Origin of the sequence: Citrobacter sp. Cpa228 (assembly GCF_030333085.1) — a bacterium.
In the GTDB taxonomy this organism is placed as follows: domain Bacteria; phylum Pseudomonadota; class Gammaproteobacteria; order Enterobacterales; family Enterobacteriaceae; genus Citrobacter; species Citrobacter pasteurii.
In genome coordinates this window covers 67,746-86,541 of record NZ_JAOWGQ010000057.1, presented here as the reverse complement: position 1 = coordinate 86,541, position 18,796 = coordinate 67,746, and the positions used below count along the sequence as shown (strand labels likewise).

Genomic DNA, 18,796 nt, shown 5'->3' with positions numbered 1-18,796 from the left:
GCTATACTAGCTCCTGAAATTGCCGGTCCACTCCCTTCGGACCGGTTTTCAATGTGTATTTCACACGAATTTATCAATTTATCCCTTCCGAGGATCTGGCCTTAACGGTCGGATAAGATATGTTAAACAGTATTTTAGTCATTCTCTGCCTGATCGCCGTGAGTGCGTTTTTCTCGATATCCGAGATCTCACTTGCTGCATCACGCAAAATCAAACTTAAACTGCTTGCCGATGAAGGCAACGTAAACGCACAACGTGTTTTGAAGATGCAGGAAAACCCCGGCATGTTCTTTACCGTTGTGCAAATTGGTCTTAATGCGGTTGCTATTCTTGGCGGTATCGTCGGTGACGCAGCGTTTTCACCGGCATTTAACGATCTGTTCTCGAAATACTTCGCCCCAGAGCTGTCCGAACAGTTAAGCTTTATTCTGTCGTTCTCCCTGGTGACTGGCCTGTTCATCCTGTTCGCGGATTTAACCCCGAAACGCATCGGTATGATTGCGCCAGAAGCTGTGGCTTTGCGTATCATCAACCCGATGCGCTTCTGTCTGCTCGTGTTCCGCCCGCTGGTATGGTTCTTTAATGGTCTGGCAAATAACATTTTCCGTCTGTTTAAGATCCCGATGGTGCGTAAAGATGACATCACTTCGGACGATATTTACGCCGTAGTCGAAGCCGGCGCATTGGCAGGGGTTCTGCGCAAGCAGGAACATGAGCTAATCGAAAACGTATTTGAACTGGAATCCCGAACCGTGCCGTCTTCAATGACCTCGCGCGAAAACGTTATCTGGTTTGATCTGCACGAAGACGAACAGAGCCTGAAGAACAAAGTGGCGGAACATCCGCATTCCAAGTTTCTGGTCTGTAATGAAGATATCGACCACATCATTGGCTATGTTGATTCAAAGGATCTCCTCAACCGCGTACTGGCAAATCAAAGCATGGCGCTGAACAGCGGCGTGCAGATCCGCAATACGCTGATTGTTCCGGATACGCTGACGCTCTCAGAAGCGCTGGAAAGCTTCAAAACCGCAGGCGAAGATTTTGCCGTCATCATGAACGAGTATGCACTGGTGGTGGGGATTATTACGCTTAATGACGTAATGACGACGCTGATGGGTGACTTAGTCGGCCAGGGGCTGGAAGAACAGATCGTCGCGCGTGATGAGAACTCATGGTTAGTTGACGGCGGTACGCCGATTGATGACGTGATGCGTGTGCTGGATATCGACGAGTTTCCGCAGTCCGGCAACTATGAAACCATCGGCGGTTTCATGATGTTCATGCTGCGTAAAATCCCGAAACGCACCGACTCGGTGAAGTATTCTGGCTACAAATTTGAAGTGGTGGATATCGATAACTACAAGATCGATCAGCTGCTGGTGACGCGCCTGGACAGTAAACCTACCGTTCTGGTACCAAAGCTGCCGGATGCAAAAGAAGAGACCAAGGCGTCTTAACGCCTACAGAAACATCAACGGCTCCCATCAGGAGCCGTTTTTTTAACTACTGCATAGCACTTTGGTTAAGCCATCTCAGTCTGCAGACGCAAAACCTGACGGTTAACTTCGGACATAACAGAAAAATGCAGTTTGTCCTTCACTTTTGGGATAAGAATCTTACCCTTATCAAACTCAAAAGCGCCTACATCCTTGATATATAACCGTCCACGAAACAGGATCTTCACGTACTTCGCCACCTGCAGCGGGTTGTATCGTTGGAAAATTTTCATTGTATCTCCTGCTGAGCGTTACGCCTTTGCGGTACCACAATCGGTCCGACAATCCTCAGGCGCAAATTTTAATGCCTTATGACTATAGACTATCTGAACGATGTTTCCAGCGTGTATAAGTTTATTTACCTTCAGGTTACAATTATTCAGAATTATCTTTTCAACGCTTCGCTATCTTCAGTATAAGCCTTCATTTTTCACAGGATTTGTGCGCCCGTCCGCAAACTGGCATCGCGCTTGCGGGAAAAAGCATAATTCGCACATATGATTAAATTCCAGGCCCAAGTGGTCGGATCACCTGCAAAATAAAGAAAGAAGGAAAACCCATGACCTTACAAAAACTGCTGGCGCTGTCGTGCCTGCTGCTGCCGATGATTGCCTCCGCGCATAAATTTGAAACCAACCAGCGCGTACCGCCGGTGGGTATTGCCGATCGCGGCGAACTGATCCTCAATAACGATAAGTTTAGCTACAAAAACTGGAATAGCGCACAACTGCCAGGGAAAGTCCGCATTGTGCAACACATCGCCGGACGCACCTCCGCCAAAGAGAAAAATGCTACGTTGATCGAGGCCATCAAAGCGGCCAATCTGCCGCACGACAAATACCAGACCACCACAATCGTCAACACCGATGACGCCATCCCAGGCTCCGGTATGTTTGTGCGCAGCAGTCTGGAGAGCAATAAGAAGCTCTACCCGTGGTCACAATTTATTGTCGACAGCGATGGCATTGCGCGTAAGGCCTGGCAACTGGATGAAGAGAGCTCCGCTATCGTCGTTCTCGACAAAGACGGACGCGTACAGTGGGCAAAAGATGGCGCGTTAACGCAGGATGAGGTGCAGCAGGTTATCGCCCTGCTGCACAAACTGCTCAGTAAATAGAGACGCGGAAGCCGGGGTTAAGGAACGATTCACGCGGGGTGTAATCCAGAGGTTTTCCCTGCCAGTCGTGAACGTGTGCCCCGGCTGCGGCTGCGACCGCGTGGCCAGCTGCGGTGTCCCACACGTTTGTGGGTCCAAAACGCGGATACAGCTGTGCGTGCCCTTCCGCCACCAGGCAAAACTTCAGCGAGGAACCAATCGAGGTGGTCTGGTGCTCGCCCAACTGTTGCAGATACTCTTTTAACTCATTGTCGGCATGCGAGCGGCTAATCACCACCAGCGGTGGACGCGCGTCACGAACCTGGATTTGTTTGCGCACGCCGCACTCTTCTTTCCACGCTTTGCCATGTTCCGCGCTGTACATCACTTTCATCACTGGGGCATACACCACGCCCAGCACCGGCTTTCCCTTTTCGATCAGCGCAATATTAACGGTAAATTCACCGTTACGCTTAATGAACTCTTTGGTCCCATCCAGCGGGTCTACCAGCCAGTACCGCTGCCAGTGCTGGCGAACATCCCAGCCAGGAGGCGCTTCTTCAGACAGAACGGGAATATCCGGCGTCAGCGCCAGTAATCCTTCGAGGATCACCTTGTGCGCGGCGATATCCGCCGCCGTGACCGGAGAATCGTCCTGCTTGCTGGTAATCTCCATCGGTTTGAGTCCATCGTAGACCTGCATAATGGCATCGCCCGCATTCCGTGCAAGCTGGCATACATGTTCTAACATTCTCCACCTCGTTTCTTTCGTGGTGTTAACTCGTTGTTTTACTTATACCCGATCGTCAGGGGATCCGCCAACTGTGATAGCGTCTGCGGTTTTAAACGCTATATTCATGTCATGATTCACAGTTCTGTAAGCAAGAAGATATATATACATTTTCTTTTGTGGCTTAGATCTTAAAAGGATGCCCCTGATGATTAAGTTTAGTGCAACGCTTCTCGCCACGCTGATTGCAGCCAGCGCGAATGCCGCGACCGTCGATCTGCGGATAATGGAAACCACTGATTTACACAGCAATATGATGGATTTCGATTATTACAAAGATACACCGACTGAAAAATTTGGCCTGGTGCGTACGGCCAGCCTTATCAACGCTGCGCGTGGTGAAGTCAAAAACAGCGTGCTGGTTGATAACGGCGATTTGATTCAGGGCAGTCCGCTCGGGGATTATATGGCGGCCAAGGGGCTGAAAGCGGGCGAAACTCACCCGGTCTATAAGGCGCTAAACACGCTGGATTACGCGGTGGGTAACCTCGGCAACCATGAATTCAACTACGGTCTTGAGTATCTGCACAACGCACTAGCCGGAGCGAAGTTCCCTTACGTTAATGCCAATATCATCGACGTTAAGACCAAGAAGCCGCTGTTTACGCCTTATCTGATCAAAGACACTGAGGTTGTCGACAAAGAAGGGAAAAAGCAGACGCTGAAGATTGGCTATATCGGTTTTGTGCCACCGCAGATTATGACCTGGGATAAAGCCAACCTCAGCGGTAAAGTGACGGTGAACGACATTACGGAAACTGCACGCAAATACGTTCCCGAAATGCGAGAAAAAGGTGCCGATGTCGTGGTGGTAGTTGCTCACTCCGGGCTTTCTGCCGACCCGTATCAAACCATGGCGGAAAACTCCGTTTATTACCTCAGTGAAGTCCCGGGCGTGGATGCCATTATGTTTGGTCACGCTCACGCCGTTTTCCCCGGTAAAGACTTTGCCAACATCAAAGGTGCAGATATCACAAAAGGTACGCTGAATGGGGTTCCGGCGGTAATGCCAGGCATGTGGGGCGATCACCTCGGCGTAGTCGATTTGGTGCTGAATAACGACAGCGGTAAATGGCAGGTCACCCAGGCGAAAGCCGAGGCGCGCCCGATCTATGACGCGGCAGCGAAAAAATCACTGGCAGCAGAAGACAAAAAAATCGTTGAGATCCTGAAAGCCGATCACGACGCCACGCGTGAGTTTGTCAGCAAACCGATCGGTAAATCCGCCGACAATATGTACAGCTATCTGGCGCTGGTACAGGATGACCCGACCGTACAGGTGGTGAACAACGCGCAGAAAGCCTATGTGGAACACTTTATTCAGGGCGATCCGGACCTGGCGAAACTGCCGGTACTTTCCGCAGCTGCGCCGTTTAAGGTCGGTGGACGCAAGAACGATCCAGCCAGCTTTGTCGAAGTCGAAAAAGGTCAGCTCACCTTCCGTAACGCCGCCGATTTATATCTCTATCCCAACACCCTGGTGGTCGTAAAAGCCAGCGGTAAAGAGGTGAAAGAGTGGCTGGAATGTTCCGCCGGGCAGTTCAATCAGATTGATATCCACAGCAGCAAACCACAGTCGTTGATTAACTGGGACGGCTTCCGTACCTATAACTTCGACGTGATTGACGGCGTGAATTACCAGATTGATGTGTCGCAACCCGCCCGCTATGACGGTGAATGCCAGACTATCAACCCGCAAGCAGAGCGTATTAAAAATCTGACCTTCAACGGCAAGCCTGTCGATCCAAATGCCACCTTCCTCGTCGCGACGAATAACTATCGTGCCTACGGCGGTAAGTTTGCCGGAACTGGCGACAGTCACATCGCGTTTGCATCACCGGATGAAAACCGCTCGGTGCTGGCGGCATGGATAGGTGCCGAAACGAAGCGCGCCGGTGAAATACATCCGGCAGCAGATAACAACTGGCGTCTGGCGCCGATTCACAGCGATACAAAACTGGATATTCGCTTTGAAACATCGCCAACCGAGAAGGCCGCCGCATTTATCAAAGAGAAAGGGCAATATCCACTGAAAAAAGTCGCGACCGATGACATTGGTTTTGCCATTTACCAGTTGGATTTAAGTAAGTAATTTTCGTGCCGGATGCGACGCAATAGCGTCTTATCCGGCCTACGCGTCGAAGTAATCTGTAGGCCGGATAAGGCGTTAGCCGCCATCCGGCAATACTTTACGCCGCCCGCTCTTCCCGCTGCGCCAAAACCTGCGGCAAATTTAGTTCAATCCAGTCCGCCAGTGCGGCGACTTTATCGCTCACCTGCTCACCCAACGACGTCAGGCTATACTCCACATGCGGCGGTACGACCGGATACGATACCCGGTTGATAAACCCATCCTGCTCCAGCGCCTGCAGGGATTGCGCCAGCATCTTTTCACTGACGCCGCCCATCTTACGGCGCAGATCGCTAAAACGGTGCGTACCGTCGCGCAGCGCCACCAGAATCAACACCCCCCAGCGACTGGTGACGTGTTTTAACACCTCGCGGGAGGGGCACTGCTCGGCGAACAAATTACCATCGCGTAACTGCTGAGAAAGCGTTGGTGTGGCCATTTTCATACTTACCTTTTTGTGCGTACTTACTAAAAGTTAGTTTAGGTGTTAGCGTGATTAAACACAAGACCAATACCAAGGAGTCACCCCATGATCGCGATTACCGGCGCCACCGGCCAACTGGGCCAACACGTTATTGAAACTCTGCTGAAAACCGTTCCTGCCAGCCAGATTGTGGCCATTGTGCGTAACCCTGCGAAAGCGACGGCGCTTAGCCAGCAGGGGATTACCGTTCGTCAGGCGGATTACAGCGATGAAGCCGCCTTTACAACTGCCCTACAGAATATCGACAAGCTACTGCTGATCTCGTCGAGCGAAGTGGGACAACGTGCCCCGCAGCATCGCAACGTGATTAACGCAGCGAAAGCCGCTCACGTGAAATTTATCGCCTACACCAGCCTGCTACATGCCGACACCTCCCCGCTGGGGTTGGCTGATGAGCATGTGGCAACCGAGAAGATGCTGGCTGAATCCGGTATCGCGTACGCGCTGCTGCGTAACGGCTGGTACACCGAAAACTATCTGGCGAGTGCGCCAGCCGCACTGGAACACGGCGTGTTTATTGGGGCTGCAGGAGAAGGCAAAATCGCCTCGGCGACCCGCGCCGACTATGCCGCTGCCGCCGCGCGCGTTATCAGCGAAGACGGTCATGCCGGTAAAATCTATGAGCTGGCGGGCGATGACGGCTGGACGCTGAGCCAACTGGCTACCGAACTGGCAAAACAGAGCGGTAAAAAAGTGGTGTATCAGAACCTGAGTGAAGCCGATTTTGCCGCCGCGCTGAAGGGTTTTGGTCTGCCTGCCGGGCTGGCGGATATGCTGGCTGACTCAGACGTTGGCGCGTCCAAAGGCGGTCTGTTCGATGACAGCCATACGTTGAGCAAACTGATTGGTCGCCCGACCACATCGTTGGCTGACAGCGTCAAAGGCATCGTGTAAGTGTTAAAAATTAGTTAATTGTGGTGGCATCCCCACGCATCCTCTCTGATAATGACAGGATGATGCGTGGGGAGAAAAAACGTGCAAGGTGTACCTGAGCAGTTTATTGATGAGAAAGACAGCGCCCGCTTTCACCATCTGGCGCAGGTGCCCGGCGTTGAGCTGTATCATGCGCATATCTCGCGTTACGCCTTTGAGCCACACACCCATGAAGCGTTTGGTATCGGCGCGATAGAAGCCGGAGCCGAACGTTTTCGCTATCGCGGCACGCAATACGTAGCGCCTGCCCATTCCGTCGTCACCATGAATCCCGATGAGCTGCACACCGGCGAAGCCGAAACCGCCGACGGCTGGCGCTACCGGATGATCTACCTTGAACCCGATCTTCTGGAGGAGGTCACCGGGGTTCGTCACTGGTGGTTCCATGACGTTACCCGTCACGATCCGCTGCGTTCGCGTCAGATCTGCTCGCTGATCCATGGCCTGTGGAACACGGAGGATCCGCTGGCACAAAAAGGATTATTACTCGATCTGATCGACACGTTCCAGCCGCTGGCTCGCCATGCACCGGTATTACCGGAGGGGGCACATCGCTTCGAACGCGTGCGTGAATACCTGCACGATAACTACATGCACCCTGTGACCCTCGATGAACTGGCTCGCGTGGCGTCACTCAGTCCCTGGCATTTCCAGCGCCAGTTCAAATTGCATTTTCACGTCACACCGCACCAGATGCTGATGGCGATCCGTCTGTGGCGAGCCAAAGGTTTTCTTACCTACGGTATGCCTGCCGCAGATGTGGCCGCCGCCACCGGACTGACCGACCAATCGCACCTCACCCGCGCCTTTACCCATCGCTACGGCATTACGCCGGTACGCTATCAGAAGCAGGTTTATTCGCGCTAATGCGCAATCTCATACAATACAGTGATGTTTTCCCTGCCTACACTCAGCGCTATGTTTAATGATGTGGATGTCAAAAATGATTAGCGGTGTGTTGTATGCCCTGCTGGCCGGGCTGATGTGGGGATTAATTTTTGTCGGCCCCTTGATCGTGCCGGAATACCCAGCGGTATTACAGTCGATGGGGCGTTATCTGGCGTTGGGGCTGATCGCACTCCCGTTGGCCTGGCTGGGTCGCGGACGACTGCGTCAGTTGACGTACAAAGACTGGGTAACCGCTCTGGCGTTAACCCTGATGGGCAACCTGATTTATTACGTTTGTCTGGCCAGCGCCATTCAGCGTACCGGCGCACCCGTTTCAACCATGATCATCGGCACATTACCGGTCGTGATCCCAGTCTTCGCCAACCTGCTTTATAGCCAACGTGACGGCAAATTATCGTGGTGGCACCTGGCTCCTGCGCTGGTACTGATCGGCATGGGTCTGCTATGCGTGAATATCTCTGAGCTGAGTCAGGGGTTGCCTGATTTTAGCGGCTGGAGGTATGGCTATGGCATCGCGCTGGCGCTGATTTCGGTGGTGTGTTGGGCGTGGTATGCGCTGCGTAATGCCCGCTGGCTACGCGAGAATCCGGATAAGCACCCAATGATGTGGGCGACGGCCCAGGCACTGGTGACGCTGCCTGTATCCCTGCTCGGTTATATTGCCGCCTGCCTGTGGCTGAACGGGCAAACGCCGGACTTCGCGCTGCCCTTCGGCCCACGTCCGGGCGTGTTTATCGGCCTGATGATAGCCATTGCGGTCTTATGTTCGTGGGTTGGCGCACTGTGCTGGAACGTCGCCAGTCAGAAGCTGCCGACGGTGATCCTCGGCCCGCTGATCGTCTTTGAAACGCTGGCGGGACTGCTGTACACCTTTATTCTGCGCAAGGAATTTCCGCCGCTGCTGACGATAAGCGGTATTGCGCTGCTGATAATAGGCGTGGTGATTGCGGTGCGGTCAAAACCGCAAAAACCGGCGGTAGTGCCGGTTTCGGGGGATGCCTGATGGCGCTGCGCTTATCAGGCCTACAAGGACTATACGATCTCATGTAGGCCGGATAAGGCGTTTACGCCGCCATCCGGCGCGACACTTTAAACACTGCCACCGTCTGGTTCAACCGTGCAGCCTGCTCTTCGAGCGCAGCAGCGGCGGAAGCAGATTCCTCCACCAGCGAGGCGTTTTGCTGCGTGACGCGGTCCATCTCAGCCACCGCCTGACCGACCTGATCGATACCCCGGCTCTGTTCATCAGAGGCTGACGCAATTTCGCCCATAATATCGGTAACCTGGGTGACGGCACTGACAATTTCCGCCATCGTCTCACCCGCTTCATGCACCAGCGCCGTACCGGCATTGACCCGATTCCCTGAGTCATCAATCAGCGCCTTAATCTCTTTCGCCGCCTGAGCGCTACGCTGCGCCAGCGTGCGCACTTCACCTGCAACGACAGCAAAGCCGCGCCCCTGTTCGCCCGCGCGCGCCGCTTCTACCGCCGCGTTCAGCGCCAGGATGTTGGTCTGGAAAGCAATGCCGTCGATAACAGTGGTAATTTGCGCAATTTTGCTGGAACTGGTAGCGATTTCATCCATGGTACGCACCACGCCGTCGACCACGGCTCCACCTTTCTGCGCCGTCTGCGAGGCATTTTTTGCCAGGCTGGTCGCCTGTCGCGCATTATCCGCATTCTGTTTTACGGTGGCCGTGAGTTGTTCCATACTGGCAGCAGTCTCTTCCAGAGAAGCAGCCTGCTGCTCAGTGCGTGAAGAGAGATCGTTACTGCCAGCGGCAATTTCACCCGCACCGGTATAGATAGTATCTGCACCGTCACGCACTACGCTGACCGTGTTCGCCAGCGCCTGCTGCATATCACGGACGTTCTGGGCCAATAGCGCCATTTCGTTACGGCCATCAGCGGTAATAGTGTGGGTCAGATCACCTGAAGCGATATGCCGAATATGCCCCATCACCTCATGGAGTGGTTTCAGCAGGACACGCTGCATGGCAATCCAACTAACGATAATGACGGTCAACACAATCAACAGTATGGCGGATAACAACCAGATAATTTTCTGGTAGTCATTTTCGTTATCCCGAACGCCCTCATTTGCCAGCGCGGTTTGCGCGGTACGCCATTCCTGATAAACCTCTTGCATGGCCGTCTGCTTTTGTTCGGCATTCTGTTTGAACATCTCTTCCAGCTTGCCTTCAGCCAGCAGCGCGTTCATTTTTGCAAGCGCAGTAGAATAGATACCGTACTGTTCTTCCAGTCGGTCTGCCAGACTTTCATCCAGACCCGGCGTTTCCGGCAACGCGTAGTATTTATCGTAATGCTCTTTTGCGTCTGCCAGCAGGCGATTCGCCGTGTTCACCAGTTCCTTCAACTGACCGCCGTTAATATCGCTGGCCATCGTGCCCTGCAGACGCAGCATGCCCCGATTGAGCGTAACGCGCGCCTGGTTCAGGCTAATCCACGCATCGGTAAACTCGGCCACGTTCTGGCTGGAAAGTTGAGAAACGTTAAAGTTCTGCTTATCGTTGTTAAGCGCGCCAATAAACACGCCCGCGGAGATGAGCTGCATTGCGCCCAGGGCGAGTAACACGGTGATAAGTAAGGTTATCACTTTGATTCGTTTGAACATCTGTAGCCTTTTATTATATGCAGGTATTGTCTGAGGTCTAACTATCGGCAGCAGCGTGCGCTTATTTAATCCTGTCTCGCGGCTTTTTTCGCCGCTCCTCTCCTTTCCAATAAGATTCAGCACCTTAACGAGATAAGAAATTTTCGTGACAATCATCACAAAATCCTCTGCCCCGAAAGGGTTATATCCTTCTTTATAAGTTGCATTTAAAATGCACCTTATATTATTGAGAATGAGGTAACGGCTATGTCTTATCGCGATCAACCTTTAGGTGAACTGGCGCTCTCTATTCCTCGTGCGTCGGCACTGTTTCGTAAATACGATATGGATTACTGCTGCGGCGGTAAGCAAACGCTGGCACGCGCTGCCGCACGTAAAGAGCTGGATGTCGAGGCCATCGAAGCCGAACTGTCAAAACTCGCTGAGCAGCCGCTGGAAAAAGACTGGCGTACCGTGGCGCTGGCAGAAATCATTGACCATATCATCGTACGTTATCACGACCGACACCGTGAACAGCTGCCGGAGCTGATCCTGCAGGCCACTAAAGTTGAACGCGTTCACGCAGACAAACCGAACGTACCGCGCGGTCTGGCGAAAAACCTGACCATGCTGCATGAAGAACTGTCCAGCCACATGATGAAAGAAGAGCAGATCCTGTTCCCGATGATCAAACAGGGCATGGGGAGTCAGGCGATGGGACCAATCAGCGTGATGGAAAGCGAACACGACGATGCGGGTGAACTGGTGGAAGTGATCAAACACATCACCCACAACGTGACGCCGCCGCCAGAAGCCTGCACCACCTGGAAAGCCATGTATAACGGCATTAACGAGATGATCGACGATCTGATGGAACACATCAGTCTGGAAAATAATGTGTTGTTCCCGCGTGCCCTCGCAGGTGAATAGAAAAGCCCGGTGGCGCTAGCGCTTACCGGGCCTACAACGTCCTCGAACGTAGGCCGGGTAAGCGTCAGGGCCACCCGGCAACATGCTTAACGCATACCCGCCATACGTTTCTTACCGATAAACAACCAACCCAGACCCAGCGCGATGAACCACAGCGGCGTCACCATCAACGCCTGACGGGTATCCTCTTCCAGCGTCAGCAGCACCAATACGAAGACGAAGAACGCCATACATACCCAGCACATTAGCTTGCCTAACGGCATCTTGTAGATTGATTTTTCATGCAGGTGCGGACGCTGTTTGCGGTACACCAGGTACGAGCAAAGAATGATGGTCCAGACGAACATGAACAGAATCGCCGACACGGTGGTGATCATGGTGAACGCGCCAATTACGCTCGGATTCACGTAGAGCATCACCACACCGCCCAGCAGGCAGATACAGGAGAAGGTCAAGCCCTTTGCCGGCACCGCACGTTTAGACAGCTTGGCAAACGCTTTAGGCGCAACGCCTTCCTGTGCCAGGCCAAACAGCATACGGCTGGTAGAGAACACGCCGCTGTTTGCGGAAGAGGCCGCTGATGTCAGCACCACAAAGTTAATCAGGCTCGCCGCCGCTGGCAGACCGACCAGCACAAACAGTTCAACGAATGGGCTCTTGGTTGGAACCACCGAACTCCACGGCGTCACGGACATAATCACGATCAGCGCGAAAACGTAGAACATGATGATACGGATTGGAATCGAGTTAATAGCACGCGGCAGAGACTTTTCCGGATCTTTAGTTTCTGCAGCCGTCGTCCCCACCAGCTCAATACCGACAAACGCGAAAACCGCTATCTGGAAGCCCGCAAAGAAGCCACTCAGACCTTTCGGGAACCAGCCACCGTCATTCCACAGATGCGTGAACGAGGCCTGAACGCCGGTTGGCGATTGGAAGTGCGTCAGTACCATCACCAGACCGACGACAATCAGGCCGACAATGGCGACGATTTTAATCATCGCAAACCAGAACTCCATCTCACCAAACATTTTCACCGTGGCGAGGTTAAGAGCCAGCAACAGAATGATCACCGCCAGCGATGCCACCCAGTCTGACAGTCCGGGGAACCAGAATTGCGCATACGCCGTAATCGCAACGACGTCTGCCATCCCGGTAACCACCCAGCAGAACCAATAGGTCCAGCCGGTAAAATACCCGGCCCATGGCCCGAGCAGGTCGGAGGCGAAATCACTAAAGGATTTGTATTCGAGATTCGAGAGCAGCAATTCTCCCATTGCCCGCATCACGAAAAACAGCATAAAACCGATGATCATATAGACAAAAATGATCGACGGCCCGGCGAGGCTGATGGTTTTCCCTGAGCCCATAAACAGGCCGGTACCAATAGCGCCACCAATGGCAATAAGTTGAATATGACGGTTTGTGAGATTGCGCCGTAGCGACTGTTCAGACGACGACTCTTCAACGGCGTCGACTTTTACCTGATCTACCATGTTTTTTCTTCCTGTACCTGTCTGTGTTGTTCAGGCTCTACGGCCTTTAGTGTGTCTATGATACGACGATCCTGTTGGCAGGACTCATCGATATTAGGTAAGAATCGGCGGGATGAATACTAAGATTTAGATATAATGTTAATTTTATGTTTAAAGTGAGTGTCATATCACTCTGATAGCGAGAATCAGTTCACAAAAATACACGCAATAACATCATTTGCAAGATAAAATATCGACATCGACGTAACTATAGCTTTTCACGCTATTTTTTTGCTCCCCCCAGCCTCGGGGGGAACAGAAGTTACTGCTTACAGGATTTCAAGCAGCTCAACTTCAAATACCAGCGTGCTGAACGGAGGAATGGACGCGCCAGCGCCACGCTCACCGTAAGCCAGTTCCTGAGGAATAGTCAGTTCCCATTTGGAACCTACCGGCATCAGGGTCAGTGCTTCAATCCAGCCAGGGATCACGCCGTTAACCGGGAATTCAGCCGGTTCGCCACGCGCAACGGAGCTGTCAAACACGGTACCGTCGATCAGTTTACCGGTATAATGCACGCGTACGTGGTCGGTACGTGCCGGGATAGAACCTTCACCCTGAGTCAACACACGGAACTGCAGACCGGATTCAGTGCTGTTCACACCTTCTTTCTCACGGTTTTCTTCCAGATATTTGACGCCATCAGCCGCCATAGCCTGGAAACGCTCGCGACGTACTGCATCAGCACGTTCGTGAATTTCACGCAGCGCACGGTGCACAACATCAACAGGCACTGCCGGGTGTTTACCTTCCAGCGCATCAGCGATACCCGCTACCAGCGCTTCAGGCAACAGCCCTTCCAGACCGGATTCGCTCAGCTGCTGTCCTACCTGCAAACCAATGCCGTAGCTTGCTTGCGCTTCGATAGTGTCAAAAGTCGGGGTAGCCATCATATTTCCTTTCATCGGATGTAAAGTAGCGGGCAGCATATCAGCCATGCCGCATCCGGTAAAACTTTGTCTCGGGAACAGATGACAAATCGCGAGGAAAAAGAAACAATGCTATTGTCCGCATCAATGTCACGAAAGCGGGTACCTGAACAAGTATCATAGAGTTAGCGATCTATACTCTATGACAGAGGAACGAGACGCGGAGCAGGAGGAAAGCCATGCCCGGGCGCTTTGAATTAAAACCAACCCTGGCGAAAATCTGGCATGCACCGGACAATTTTCGCATTATGGACCCGCTACCGCCTATGCACCGACGCGGCATTATTATTGCTGCTATCGTGCTGGTGCTAGGTTTCCTGCTTCCTTCCAGTGACACCACTGATGCCCCGGTGGTCACGCGTAATGCACCGCTGGATTTGCAGTCGCAGTCCCAGCCGCCAACTGAAGCGCAGCTTCAGGCACAGTTGGTCGCACCGCAAAACGATCCCGGCCAGGTGGCTCCCGTTGCACCGGAACCGATCCAGGAAGGAGAACCAGACGCGCAGCCGCAGGCTCAGCAATCTCAGCCACAGACGCAACCTTTCCAACAAAATAGCGGAATTGAACAACAGTGGCGCTCTTATCGCGTAGACTCGGGCAAAACGCTGGCCCAGGTCTTCCGTGACCATAACCTCCCGCCAACCGATGTGTATGCAATGGCGCAGGTTGAAGGCGCAGGAAAACCGCTGAGCAACCTGAAAGACGGTCAGATGGTGCAGATCAGGCAGAATGCCAATGGCGTGGTGACTGGGTTAACCATCGATACCAGTAATGGCCAGCAGGTCCTGTTTACCCGCCAGCCCAACGGCAGCTTTATTCGCGCACGTTAAGCGGCGCCATCAGGCATCAAGGTGAAGCGTTAGTGCTTCACCTTATTCACCCACCAAATCCCCGAACAGACCAGTACCAGCGCCAGCGCATATTTCCATTCGAGAATGTTCTCACCGAGGAAAATTGACGACAGCACCGCCCCTGAAACCGGGATCAGGAAGTTAAACGGCGCGATCATGCCCACGCGGTTGTACTTGAGCAAAATGCTCCACAAAGCGAAGGCCACCGATGAAAGCAACGTCAGGTAACCCAGAATCGCCACCGAAGACGCGCCGTGTACGGTCAGCGTACCACCAAAAGCGTAGCCGCCGATAACCAGCGCCAGACCCCCACCGCCCAGTTGATACCCCGTCATTACCGTCGGGTCTACCGTCTGAGAAATGCGTTTACCGTATAACGTGGCGGCAGAAAGGATAAAGGCGGCCATCACCACTGAACCGTCCCCTAACAAGCTGAAGCTAAAATCCATCCCGCTGCTAAAGTTCACCACCATTACCCCGGTAAATCCCAGGATACAGCCCAGCGCTTTGTTGTAGCTTAGTTTGTCGTTTTGATAGATAAAATGGGCCAACAGCACGCTAAAGAATGTACCGGTAGCGTTCATGATTGACCCCTTTACACCCGTCGTGAATGCCAGACCGATATAAAAGAAAATGTATTGTAGCGAGGTTTGCGTCAGCCCAAGCAGCGTAAGCTGGCCAAACTGGCGCGGGCTTAACCTGCCAATCGGTTTACGTTGCACCATCGCCAGCAGCAACAGCAATAATCCCGCAAACAGGAAGCGATAGCCGGCAAAGACAATTTTTGACGGAATGTCATCCGTGGCAATCTGGAAGATCTCATATCCGCTTTTTATCGCTGGATAAGCACTCCCCCACAACAGGCAACAGAAGGCTGCGCCCAGGTAGACAACATTTTTACGCGCGAAAAGAGGTTGGTGCGTTGGTTCCATTCCATCACCACTTTGAAATAATGTTTTATTTTTATGATTATCCCGAAAAGGACAAAGAATAGCCAGAGCGAAAAACAGAAGGGTAGAAAAGCAAAACGCCGGCACAGGGCCGGCGCTTTTACGCGGTCATCAGAATAAAAACTTATTCTGCAACTACGTTTACAGTCAGCTTAGCAAACACTTCGCTGTGAACCTGGAAGCTCACTTCGTGCTCGCCAGTGGTACGCAGAACGCCGTTCGGCAGACGAACTTCGCTCTTAGCAACTTCAACGCCAGCTGCAGTTACAGCGTCAGCGATGTCGCGAGTACCGATGGAACCGAACAGTTTACCTTCGTCGCCTGCTTTAGACGCGATGGTAACGGTTTCCAGTGCATTGATTTTCTCAGCACGAGCTTCAGCAGCGGCCAGAACGTCAGCCAGTTTGGCTTCCAGTTCAGCGCGACGCGCTTCGAAAAATTCAACGTTTTTCTTGGTAGCAGGAACAGCTTTACCCTGTGGTACCAGGAAGTTACGAGCATAGCCCGCTTTAACGTTAACCTGATCACCCAGGCTACCCAGGTTTGCTACTTTATCAAGCAGAATAACTTGCATTACCTTATCCTCTCAAAGTCGTATTAATGGACCGTGACCGATTACTGATGACGATCAGTGTACGGCAGCAGGGACAGGTAGCGAGCGCGTTTGATAGCGCGAGCCAGCTGACGCTGGTATTTTGCACGGGTACCGGTGATACGGCTTGGGACAATCTTACCGCTTTCGGTGATGTAGTTTTTCAGCGTAGCGATATCTTTATAGTCGATCTCTTGAACGCCTTCCGCGGTGAAACGGCAGAACTTGCGACGACGGAAATAACGTGCCATATGGCTAGTCTCCAGAATCTATCAATTCAATCTGCTCGGCATGCAGAACCATTTTGCTCAGGCCGTTCTTTGCCTTGTGGCAAGAGATGAACCCCTGAACGGTCACTGCGCTACCGACCGTTATACTGTGAGTAATGGCCTGGTTTTCGTGTCCGCTAATAATAACGGGCATTTGGCACCATGCCTGCCGGTGAAACCCGGCTTCCTCCTGCACAGAACGATGCTCAAGCACGAACTGGCAATGAGGAATTCCTGATGGACTGACCTTTCGAAGGGGAGCCCTGCACACGGTGCCGGACAGCGCCAGACGGTTGGTCATCAGAAATTACTCTTCAGAATCCCCAGCTTCAGCATCATCTGCGGTTTCGTTAGCGAAATCATCGCGACGTTCACGACGCTCGTCTTTCGCTTTAACCATCGGAGATGCTTCGGTAACAGCGTGTTTAGTACGCATAACCATGCTGCGGATAACGGCATCGTTGAAGCGGAAGGTAGTTTCCAGCTCATCGATCACTTCCTGCGGCGCTTCAACGTTCATCAGAACGTAGTGAGCTTTGTGCAGTTTGTTGATCGGGTAAGCCAGCTGACGGCGGCCCCAGTCTTCCAGACGGTGGATCGTGCCTTCTGCACCAGTGATGGCAGCAGTGTAGCGTTCGATCATACCCGGAACCTGTTCGCTCTGGTCAGGATGGACCATAAAAACGATTTCGTAATGACGCATCGAATTGCTCCTTACGGATTATTCAGCCTCCTGTCTGGGTCAGCCGAGGCCCATGGAGGCAAGGAACGTGTTAAAGGTCGGCTGAAAAATGACGCGTCATAATACTGGGGTCAGCCGCTAAACTCAAGGTGCTTGTACGATTATTTATCGTGCCGCCATTAATACATATCCAGCAGCATTTTGACGCTGATGCAAATGGAGACAACGACAATCATCGGCCGGATAACTTTCTTGCCGCGCGTCAGTACCACCGTCGCGCCAAGACGTGCGCCAAGGGACTGACCGGCAAACATCACCAGCCCCAGCGACCAGATCATTTTACCGCCGAAAATGAAGAACAGAATCGAGGCAATGTTCGACGCCAGGTTGATAAAATTCGAGTGAATTTGCGCCTTATCGATGCTGTATCCCCACAGCAGGATGTAGCAGAGCGTATAAAAGGAGCCGGCCCCGGCACCGAGAAAACCATCATAAAACCCAATACCTCCCCCGCAGATCAACGAGAAGAGAAACAGGGATATCTGCTGCTTTCTTTTCGGTTCGCTAAGATTAGGCGCAGAAATAAAGTAGATGGCGACCGCGATTATCAGGATCGGCAGCAGTTTCTTCAACACGTCCGGTTCAATAAACTGGATAAGCGTCGTGCCCAGCGCAGAACCGATAAAGGCAGATAAAAAGACATATTTGTGTTCCTGCACATTAATATGTCCCCGGCGTAAAAAGTAAATTCCGGAGGTCAGCGAGCTGCCCAACGCCTGAATTTTATTGGTTGCCAGCGCATTGGCAGGGGGTAAACCAGAAATTAAGAGAGCGCCAATAGAGAGAAAACCACCGCCGCCCGACACCACATTAATAAAGCCTGCCACCAGCGCGACCATAAACATAATCACAAAGTAGCTGAAATCCATGAATGAAGTATCCATAAGTTTTTGCCTTATTATCATAAAGTTATATTAACTATTCGGCTCACTATAAACGGCGTACTCACCCGATTAAATTGACGATTTGGTAAGAGCTTATGCGCGTAAGGCAGGTATTTTTAACCGCAGCGGAAGGTATCAGCTGATTGTTAATTAAAGAAAAGATGGCTTTGCGGTAATTTTTTGAACAACTGCATCAGAAATGGTCGCTATCGACTGCGCCGGGAGCGGTTAAAATTACATCAGAAGCTAATCACTCACAGGAGAGAGCTAACCAGAGACCGCAGTCGAGGAGGTACCTATGCGAGCCCGTGTTTTGACCCTTCTGGCTGTACTTTTGCTCAGTGCAAATGCAACGGCAGCCATCAAAATTGACAATCATCAGGCCAGGAATATGGATGATGTGCAGAGCTTAGGCGTTATTTACATAAATCATAACTTCGCCACTGAAAGTGAAGCCACTCAGGCTCTGAATGAAGAAACCGATGCGCAAGGCGCAACCTACTATCACGTGATCCTCACGAGGGAACCCGGTAGTAACGGAAATATGCACGCCAGTGCAGATATTTATCGCTAGCACCAGAAACAACCAACGAGAACATTGCCACAGTTTGATTTGCCCCCTTATCGGGGGCTTTTTTTGCAAAAAAGCCCCGAAGC

21 protein-coding genes are annotated in these 18,796 nt (G+C 52.3%); 9 read left to right on the top strand and 12 right to left on the bottom strand.

Annotation, left to right across the window (positions count from 1 at the left end):
• Window positions 1-119 precede the first annotated feature (119 nt).
• Window positions 120-1,460, top strand: coding sequence for a polyamine export protein PaeA (paeA, locus tag OGX91_RS23985; protein ID WP_286627457.1), 1,341 nt, complete (start codon window positions 120-122; stop codon window positions 1,458-1,460).
• A 65-nt stretch (window positions 1,461-1,525) separates the two neighbouring features.
• Here the strand turns inward: paeA and OGX91_RS23980 are convergent, their stop codons facing one another.
• Window positions 1,526-1,732: a DUF1107 domain-containing protein gene (locus OGX91_RS23980; RefSeq protein ID WP_003025710.1), complete on the bottom strand. Its 207-nt coding sequence runs from the start codon at window positions 1,730-1,732 to the stop codon at window positions 1,526-1,528.
• A 326-nt stretch (window positions 1,733-2,058) separates the two neighbouring features.
• On the opposite strand from OGX91_RS23980, the gene OGX91_RS23975 reads away from it, so the two are divergent.
• Window positions 2,059-2,616 (top strand): YtfJ family protein, encoded by a 558-nt coding sequence (locus OGX91_RS23975; protein WP_286627456.1) that lies wholly within the window; start codon window positions 2,059-2,061, stop codon window positions 2,614-2,616.
• Here the strand turns inward: OGX91_RS23975 and cysQ are convergent.
• The gene (gene cysQ / locus OGX91_RS23970) at window positions 2,606-3,346 is read right to left on the bottom strand and encodes a 3'(2'),5'-bisphosphate nucleotidase CysQ (protein ID WP_040232979.1); all 741 of its coding nucleotides are present in this window, start codon (window positions 3,344-3,346) and stop codon (window positions 2,606-2,608) included. The genes OGX91_RS23975 and cysQ overlap by 11 nt on opposite strands.
• A 187-nt stretch (window positions 3,347-3,533) precedes the next feature.
• Here cysQ and cpdB point away from each other — a divergent pair, with 187 nt between their 5' ends.
• Window positions 3,534-5,477: a 2',3'-cyclic-nucleotide 2'-phosphodiesterase gene (cpdB, locus tag OGX91_RS23965; RefSeq protein ID WP_199947780.1), complete on the top strand. Its 1,944-nt coding sequence runs from the start codon at window positions 3,534-3,536 to the stop codon at window positions 5,475-5,477.
• Window positions 5,478-5,574: 97 nt separating this feature from the next.
• On the opposite strand, the gene OGX91_RS23960 is transcribed toward cpdB, so the two are convergent.
• On the bottom strand, window positions 5,575-5,955 hold the full coding sequence (locus OGX91_RS23960) for a winged helix-turn-helix transcriptional regulator (RefSeq protein ID WP_005134463.1): 381 nt from the start codon (window positions 5,953-5,955) through the stop codon (window positions 5,575-5,577).
• A gap of 90 nt (window positions 5,956-6,045) precedes the next feature.
• Between OGX91_RS23960 and OGX91_RS23955 the strand changes: the two genes are divergently transcribed.
• From OGX91_RS23955 to OGX91_RS23945, 3 genes are all read left to right on the top strand, one after another.
• Window positions 6,046-6,894: an SDR family oxidoreductase gene (locus tag OGX91_RS23955; protein ID WP_188232330.1), complete on the top strand. Its 849-nt coding sequence runs from the start codon at window positions 6,046-6,048 to the stop codon at window positions 6,892-6,894.
• Between the two features lie 81 nt (window positions 6,895-6,975).
• Window positions 6,976-7,800 (top strand): AraC family transcriptional regulator, encoded by an 825-nt coding sequence (locus tag OGX91_RS23950; protein ID WP_286627455.1) that lies wholly within the window; start codon window positions 6,976-6,978, stop codon window positions 7,798-7,800.
• A 76-nt stretch (window positions 7,801-7,876) separates the two neighbouring features.
• Window positions 7,877-8,845: a DMT family transporter gene (locus OGX91_RS23945; RefSeq protein WP_040232977.1), complete on the top strand. Its 969-nt coding sequence runs from the start codon at window positions 7,877-7,879 to the stop codon at window positions 8,843-8,845.
• Between the two features lie 61 nt (window positions 8,846-8,906).
• Here the strand turns inward: OGX91_RS23945 and OGX91_RS23940 are convergent, their stop codons facing one another.
• Window positions 8,907-10,478 (bottom strand): methyl-accepting chemotaxis protein, encoded by a 1,572-nt coding sequence (locus OGX91_RS23940; protein WP_040232976.1) that lies wholly within the window; start codon window positions 10,476-10,478, stop codon window positions 8,907-8,909.
• Window positions 10,479-10,724: 246 nt separating this feature from the next.
• Here OGX91_RS23940 and ytfE point away from each other — a divergent pair, with 246 nt between their 5' ends.
• The gene (ytfE, locus tag OGX91_RS23935) at window positions 10,725-11,387 is read left to right on the top strand and encodes an iron-sulfur cluster repair protein YtfE (RefSeq protein ID WP_005134449.1); all 663 of its coding nucleotides are present in this window, start codon (window positions 10,725-10,727) and stop codon (window positions 11,385-11,387) included.
• Between the two features lie 86 nt (window positions 11,388-11,473).
• Here ytfE and cycA read toward each other — a convergent pair whose 3' ends face one another.
• Together cycA and bamJ are read right to left on the bottom strand one after the other, a co-directional pair.
• Entirely contained in the window at window positions 11,474-12,883 is a 1,410-nt protein-coding gene (gene cycA, locus OGX91_RS23930; protein ID WP_005134446.1) for a D-serine/D-alanine/glycine transporter, read from the bottom strand.
• Between the two features lie 308 nt (window positions 12,884-13,191).
• A complete protein-coding gene (gene bamJ / locus OGX91_RS23925; RefSeq protein ID WP_170974407.1) occupies window positions 13,192-13,812 on the bottom strand; it encodes a BamJ family beta-barrel-assembly machinery protein in 621 nt (206 codons plus the stop codon).
• A gap of 218 nt (window positions 13,813-14,030) precedes the next feature.
• Here bamJ and OGX91_RS23920 point away from each other — a divergent pair, with 218 nt between their 5' ends.
• Window positions 14,031-14,681 (top strand): OapA family protein, encoded by a 651-nt coding sequence (locus OGX91_RS23920; RefSeq protein WP_040232975.1) that lies wholly within the window; start codon window positions 14,031-14,033, stop codon window positions 14,679-14,681.
• 29 nt (window positions 14,682-14,710) lie between these two features.
• Here the strand turns inward: OGX91_RS23920 and OGX91_RS23915 are convergent, their stop codons facing one another.
• The 6 genes from OGX91_RS23915 to OGX91_RS23890 all read right to left on the bottom strand — a co-directional run bounded on the left by OGX91_RS23915 (window position 14,711) and on the right by OGX91_RS23890 (window position 18,139).
• Window positions 14,711-15,634 carry a DMT family transporter gene (locus OGX91_RS23915; RefSeq protein ID WP_005134443.1) on the bottom strand — a complete coding sequence of 308 codons (924 nt, stop codon included), beginning with the start codon at window positions 15,632-15,634 and terminating at the stop codon, window positions 14,711-14,713.
• A 142-nt stretch (window positions 15,635-15,776) separates the two neighbouring features.
• Window positions 15,777-16,226, bottom strand: a complete 450-nt coding sequence (gene rplI, locus OGX91_RS23910) for a 50S ribosomal protein L9 (RefSeq protein WP_005134442.1) — start codon at window positions 16,224-16,226, stop codon at window positions 15,777-15,779.
• A 41-nt stretch (window positions 16,227-16,267) separates the two neighbouring features.
• Window positions 16,268-16,495, bottom strand: a complete 228-nt coding sequence (gene rpsR / locus OGX91_RS23905) for a 30S ribosomal protein S18 (RefSeq protein ID WP_000135199.1) — start codon at window positions 16,493-16,495, stop codon at window positions 16,268-16,270.
• A gap of 4 nt (window positions 16,496-16,499) precedes the next feature.
• Window positions 16,500-16,814, bottom strand: a complete 315-nt coding sequence (gene priB / locus OGX91_RS23900) for a primosomal replication protein N (protein ID WP_003025674.1) — start codon at window positions 16,812-16,814, stop codon at window positions 16,500-16,502.
• Window positions 16,815-16,820: 6 nt separating this feature from the next.
• Window positions 16,821-17,216: a 30S ribosomal protein S6 gene (gene rpsF, locus OGX91_RS23895; RefSeq protein WP_003025672.1), complete on the bottom strand. Its 396-nt coding sequence runs from the start codon at window positions 17,214-17,216 to the stop codon at window positions 16,821-16,823.
• A gap of 158 nt (window positions 17,217-17,374) precedes the next feature.
• Window positions 17,375-18,139 (bottom strand): TSUP family transporter, encoded by a 765-nt coding sequence (locus OGX91_RS23890; protein ID WP_040232973.1) that lies wholly within the window; start codon window positions 18,137-18,139, stop codon window positions 17,375-17,377.
• A gap of 298 nt (window positions 18,140-18,437) precedes the next feature.
• Here OGX91_RS23890 and yjfY point away from each other — a divergent pair, with 298 nt between their 5' ends.
• Window positions 18,438-18,713, top strand: coding sequence for a DUF1471 family protein YjfY (gene yjfY / locus OGX91_RS23885; RefSeq protein ID WP_003025668.1), 276 nt, complete (start codon window positions 18,438-18,440; stop codon window positions 18,711-18,713).
• Window positions 18,714-18,796 lie beyond the last annotated feature (83 nt).

What these genes read in the sequence shown, in the direction of transcription:
- priB (WP_003025674.1), bottom strand. Translation starts at nt 16,814, where the DNA reads ATGACCAACCGTCTGGCGCTGTCCGGCACCGTGTGCAGGGCTCCCCTT.
- cpdB (WP_199947780.1), top strand. Translation starts at nt 3,534, where the DNA reads ATGATTAAGTTTAGTGCAACGCTTCTCGCCACGCTGATTGCAGCCAGC.
- paeA (WP_286627457.1), top strand. Translation starts at nt 120, where the DNA reads ATGTTAAACAGTATTTTAGTCATTCTCTGCCTGATCGCCGTGAGTGCG.
- bamJ (WP_170974407.1), bottom strand. Translation starts at nt 13,812, where the DNA reads ATGGCTACCCCGACTTTTGACACTATCGAAGCGCAAGCAAGCTACGGC.
- OGX91_RS23960 (WP_005134463.1), bottom strand. Translation starts at nt 5,955, where the DNA reads ATGGCCACACCAACGCTTTCTCAGCAGTTACGCGATGGTAATTTGTTC.
- OGX91_RS23975 (WP_286627456.1), top strand. Translation starts at nt 2,059, where the DNA reads ATGACCTTACAAAAACTGCTGGCGCTGTCGTGCCTGCTGCTGCCGATG.
- rpsF (WP_003025672.1), bottom strand. Translation starts at nt 17,216, where the DNA reads ATGCGTCATTACGAAATCGTTTTTATGGTCCATCCTGACCAGAGCGAA.
- ytfE (WP_005134449.1), top strand. Translation starts at nt 10,725, where the DNA reads ATGTCTTATCGCGATCAACCTTTAGGTGAACTGGCGCTCTCTATTCCT.
- OGX91_RS23955 (WP_188232330.1), top strand. Translation starts at nt 6,046, where the DNA reads ATGATCGCGATTACCGGCGCCACCGGCCAACTGGGCCAACACGTTATT.
- OGX91_RS23915 (WP_005134443.1), bottom strand. Translation starts at nt 15,634, where the DNA reads ATGGAACCAACGCACCAACCTCTTTTCGCGCGTAAAAATGTTGTCTAC.
- rplI (WP_005134442.1), bottom strand. Translation starts at nt 16,226, where the DNA reads ATGCAAGTTATTCTGCTTGATAAAGTAGCAAACCTGGGTAGCCTGGGT.
- OGX91_RS23945 (WP_040232977.1), top strand. Translation starts at nt 7,877, where the DNA reads ATGATTAGCGGTGTGTTGTATGCCCTGCTGGCCGGGCTGATGTGGGGA.
- cysQ (WP_040232979.1), bottom strand. Translation starts at nt 3,346, where the DNA reads ATGTTAGAACATGTATGCCAGCTTGCACGGAATGCGGGCGATGCCATT.
- OGX91_RS23890 (WP_040232973.1), bottom strand. Translation starts at nt 18,139, where the DNA reads ATGGATACTTCATTCATGGATTTCAGCTACTTTGTGATTATGTTTATG.
- OGX91_RS23980 (WP_003025710.1), bottom strand. Translation starts at nt 1,732, where the DNA reads ATGAAAATTTTCCAACGATACAACCCGCTGCAGGTGGCGAAGTACGTG.
- cycA (WP_005134446.1), bottom strand. Translation starts at nt 12,883, where the DNA reads ATGGTAGATCAGGTAAAAGTCGACGCCGTTGAAGAGTCGTCGTCTGAA.
- yjfY (WP_003025668.1), top strand. Translation starts at nt 18,438, where the DNA reads ATGCGAGCCCGTGTTTTGACCCTTCTGGCTGTACTTTTGCTCAGTGCA.
- OGX91_RS23940 (WP_040232976.1), bottom strand. Translation starts at nt 10,478, where the DNA reads ATGTTCAAACGAATCAAAGTGATAACCTTACTTATCACCGTGTTACTC.
- OGX91_RS23920 (WP_040232975.1), top strand. Translation starts at nt 14,031, where the DNA reads ATGCCCGGGCGCTTTGAATTAAAACCAACCCTGGCGAAAATCTGGCAT.
- rpsR (WP_000135199.1), bottom strand. Translation starts at nt 16,495, where the DNA reads ATGGCACGTTATTTCCGTCGTCGCAAGTTCTGCCGTTTCACCGCGGAA.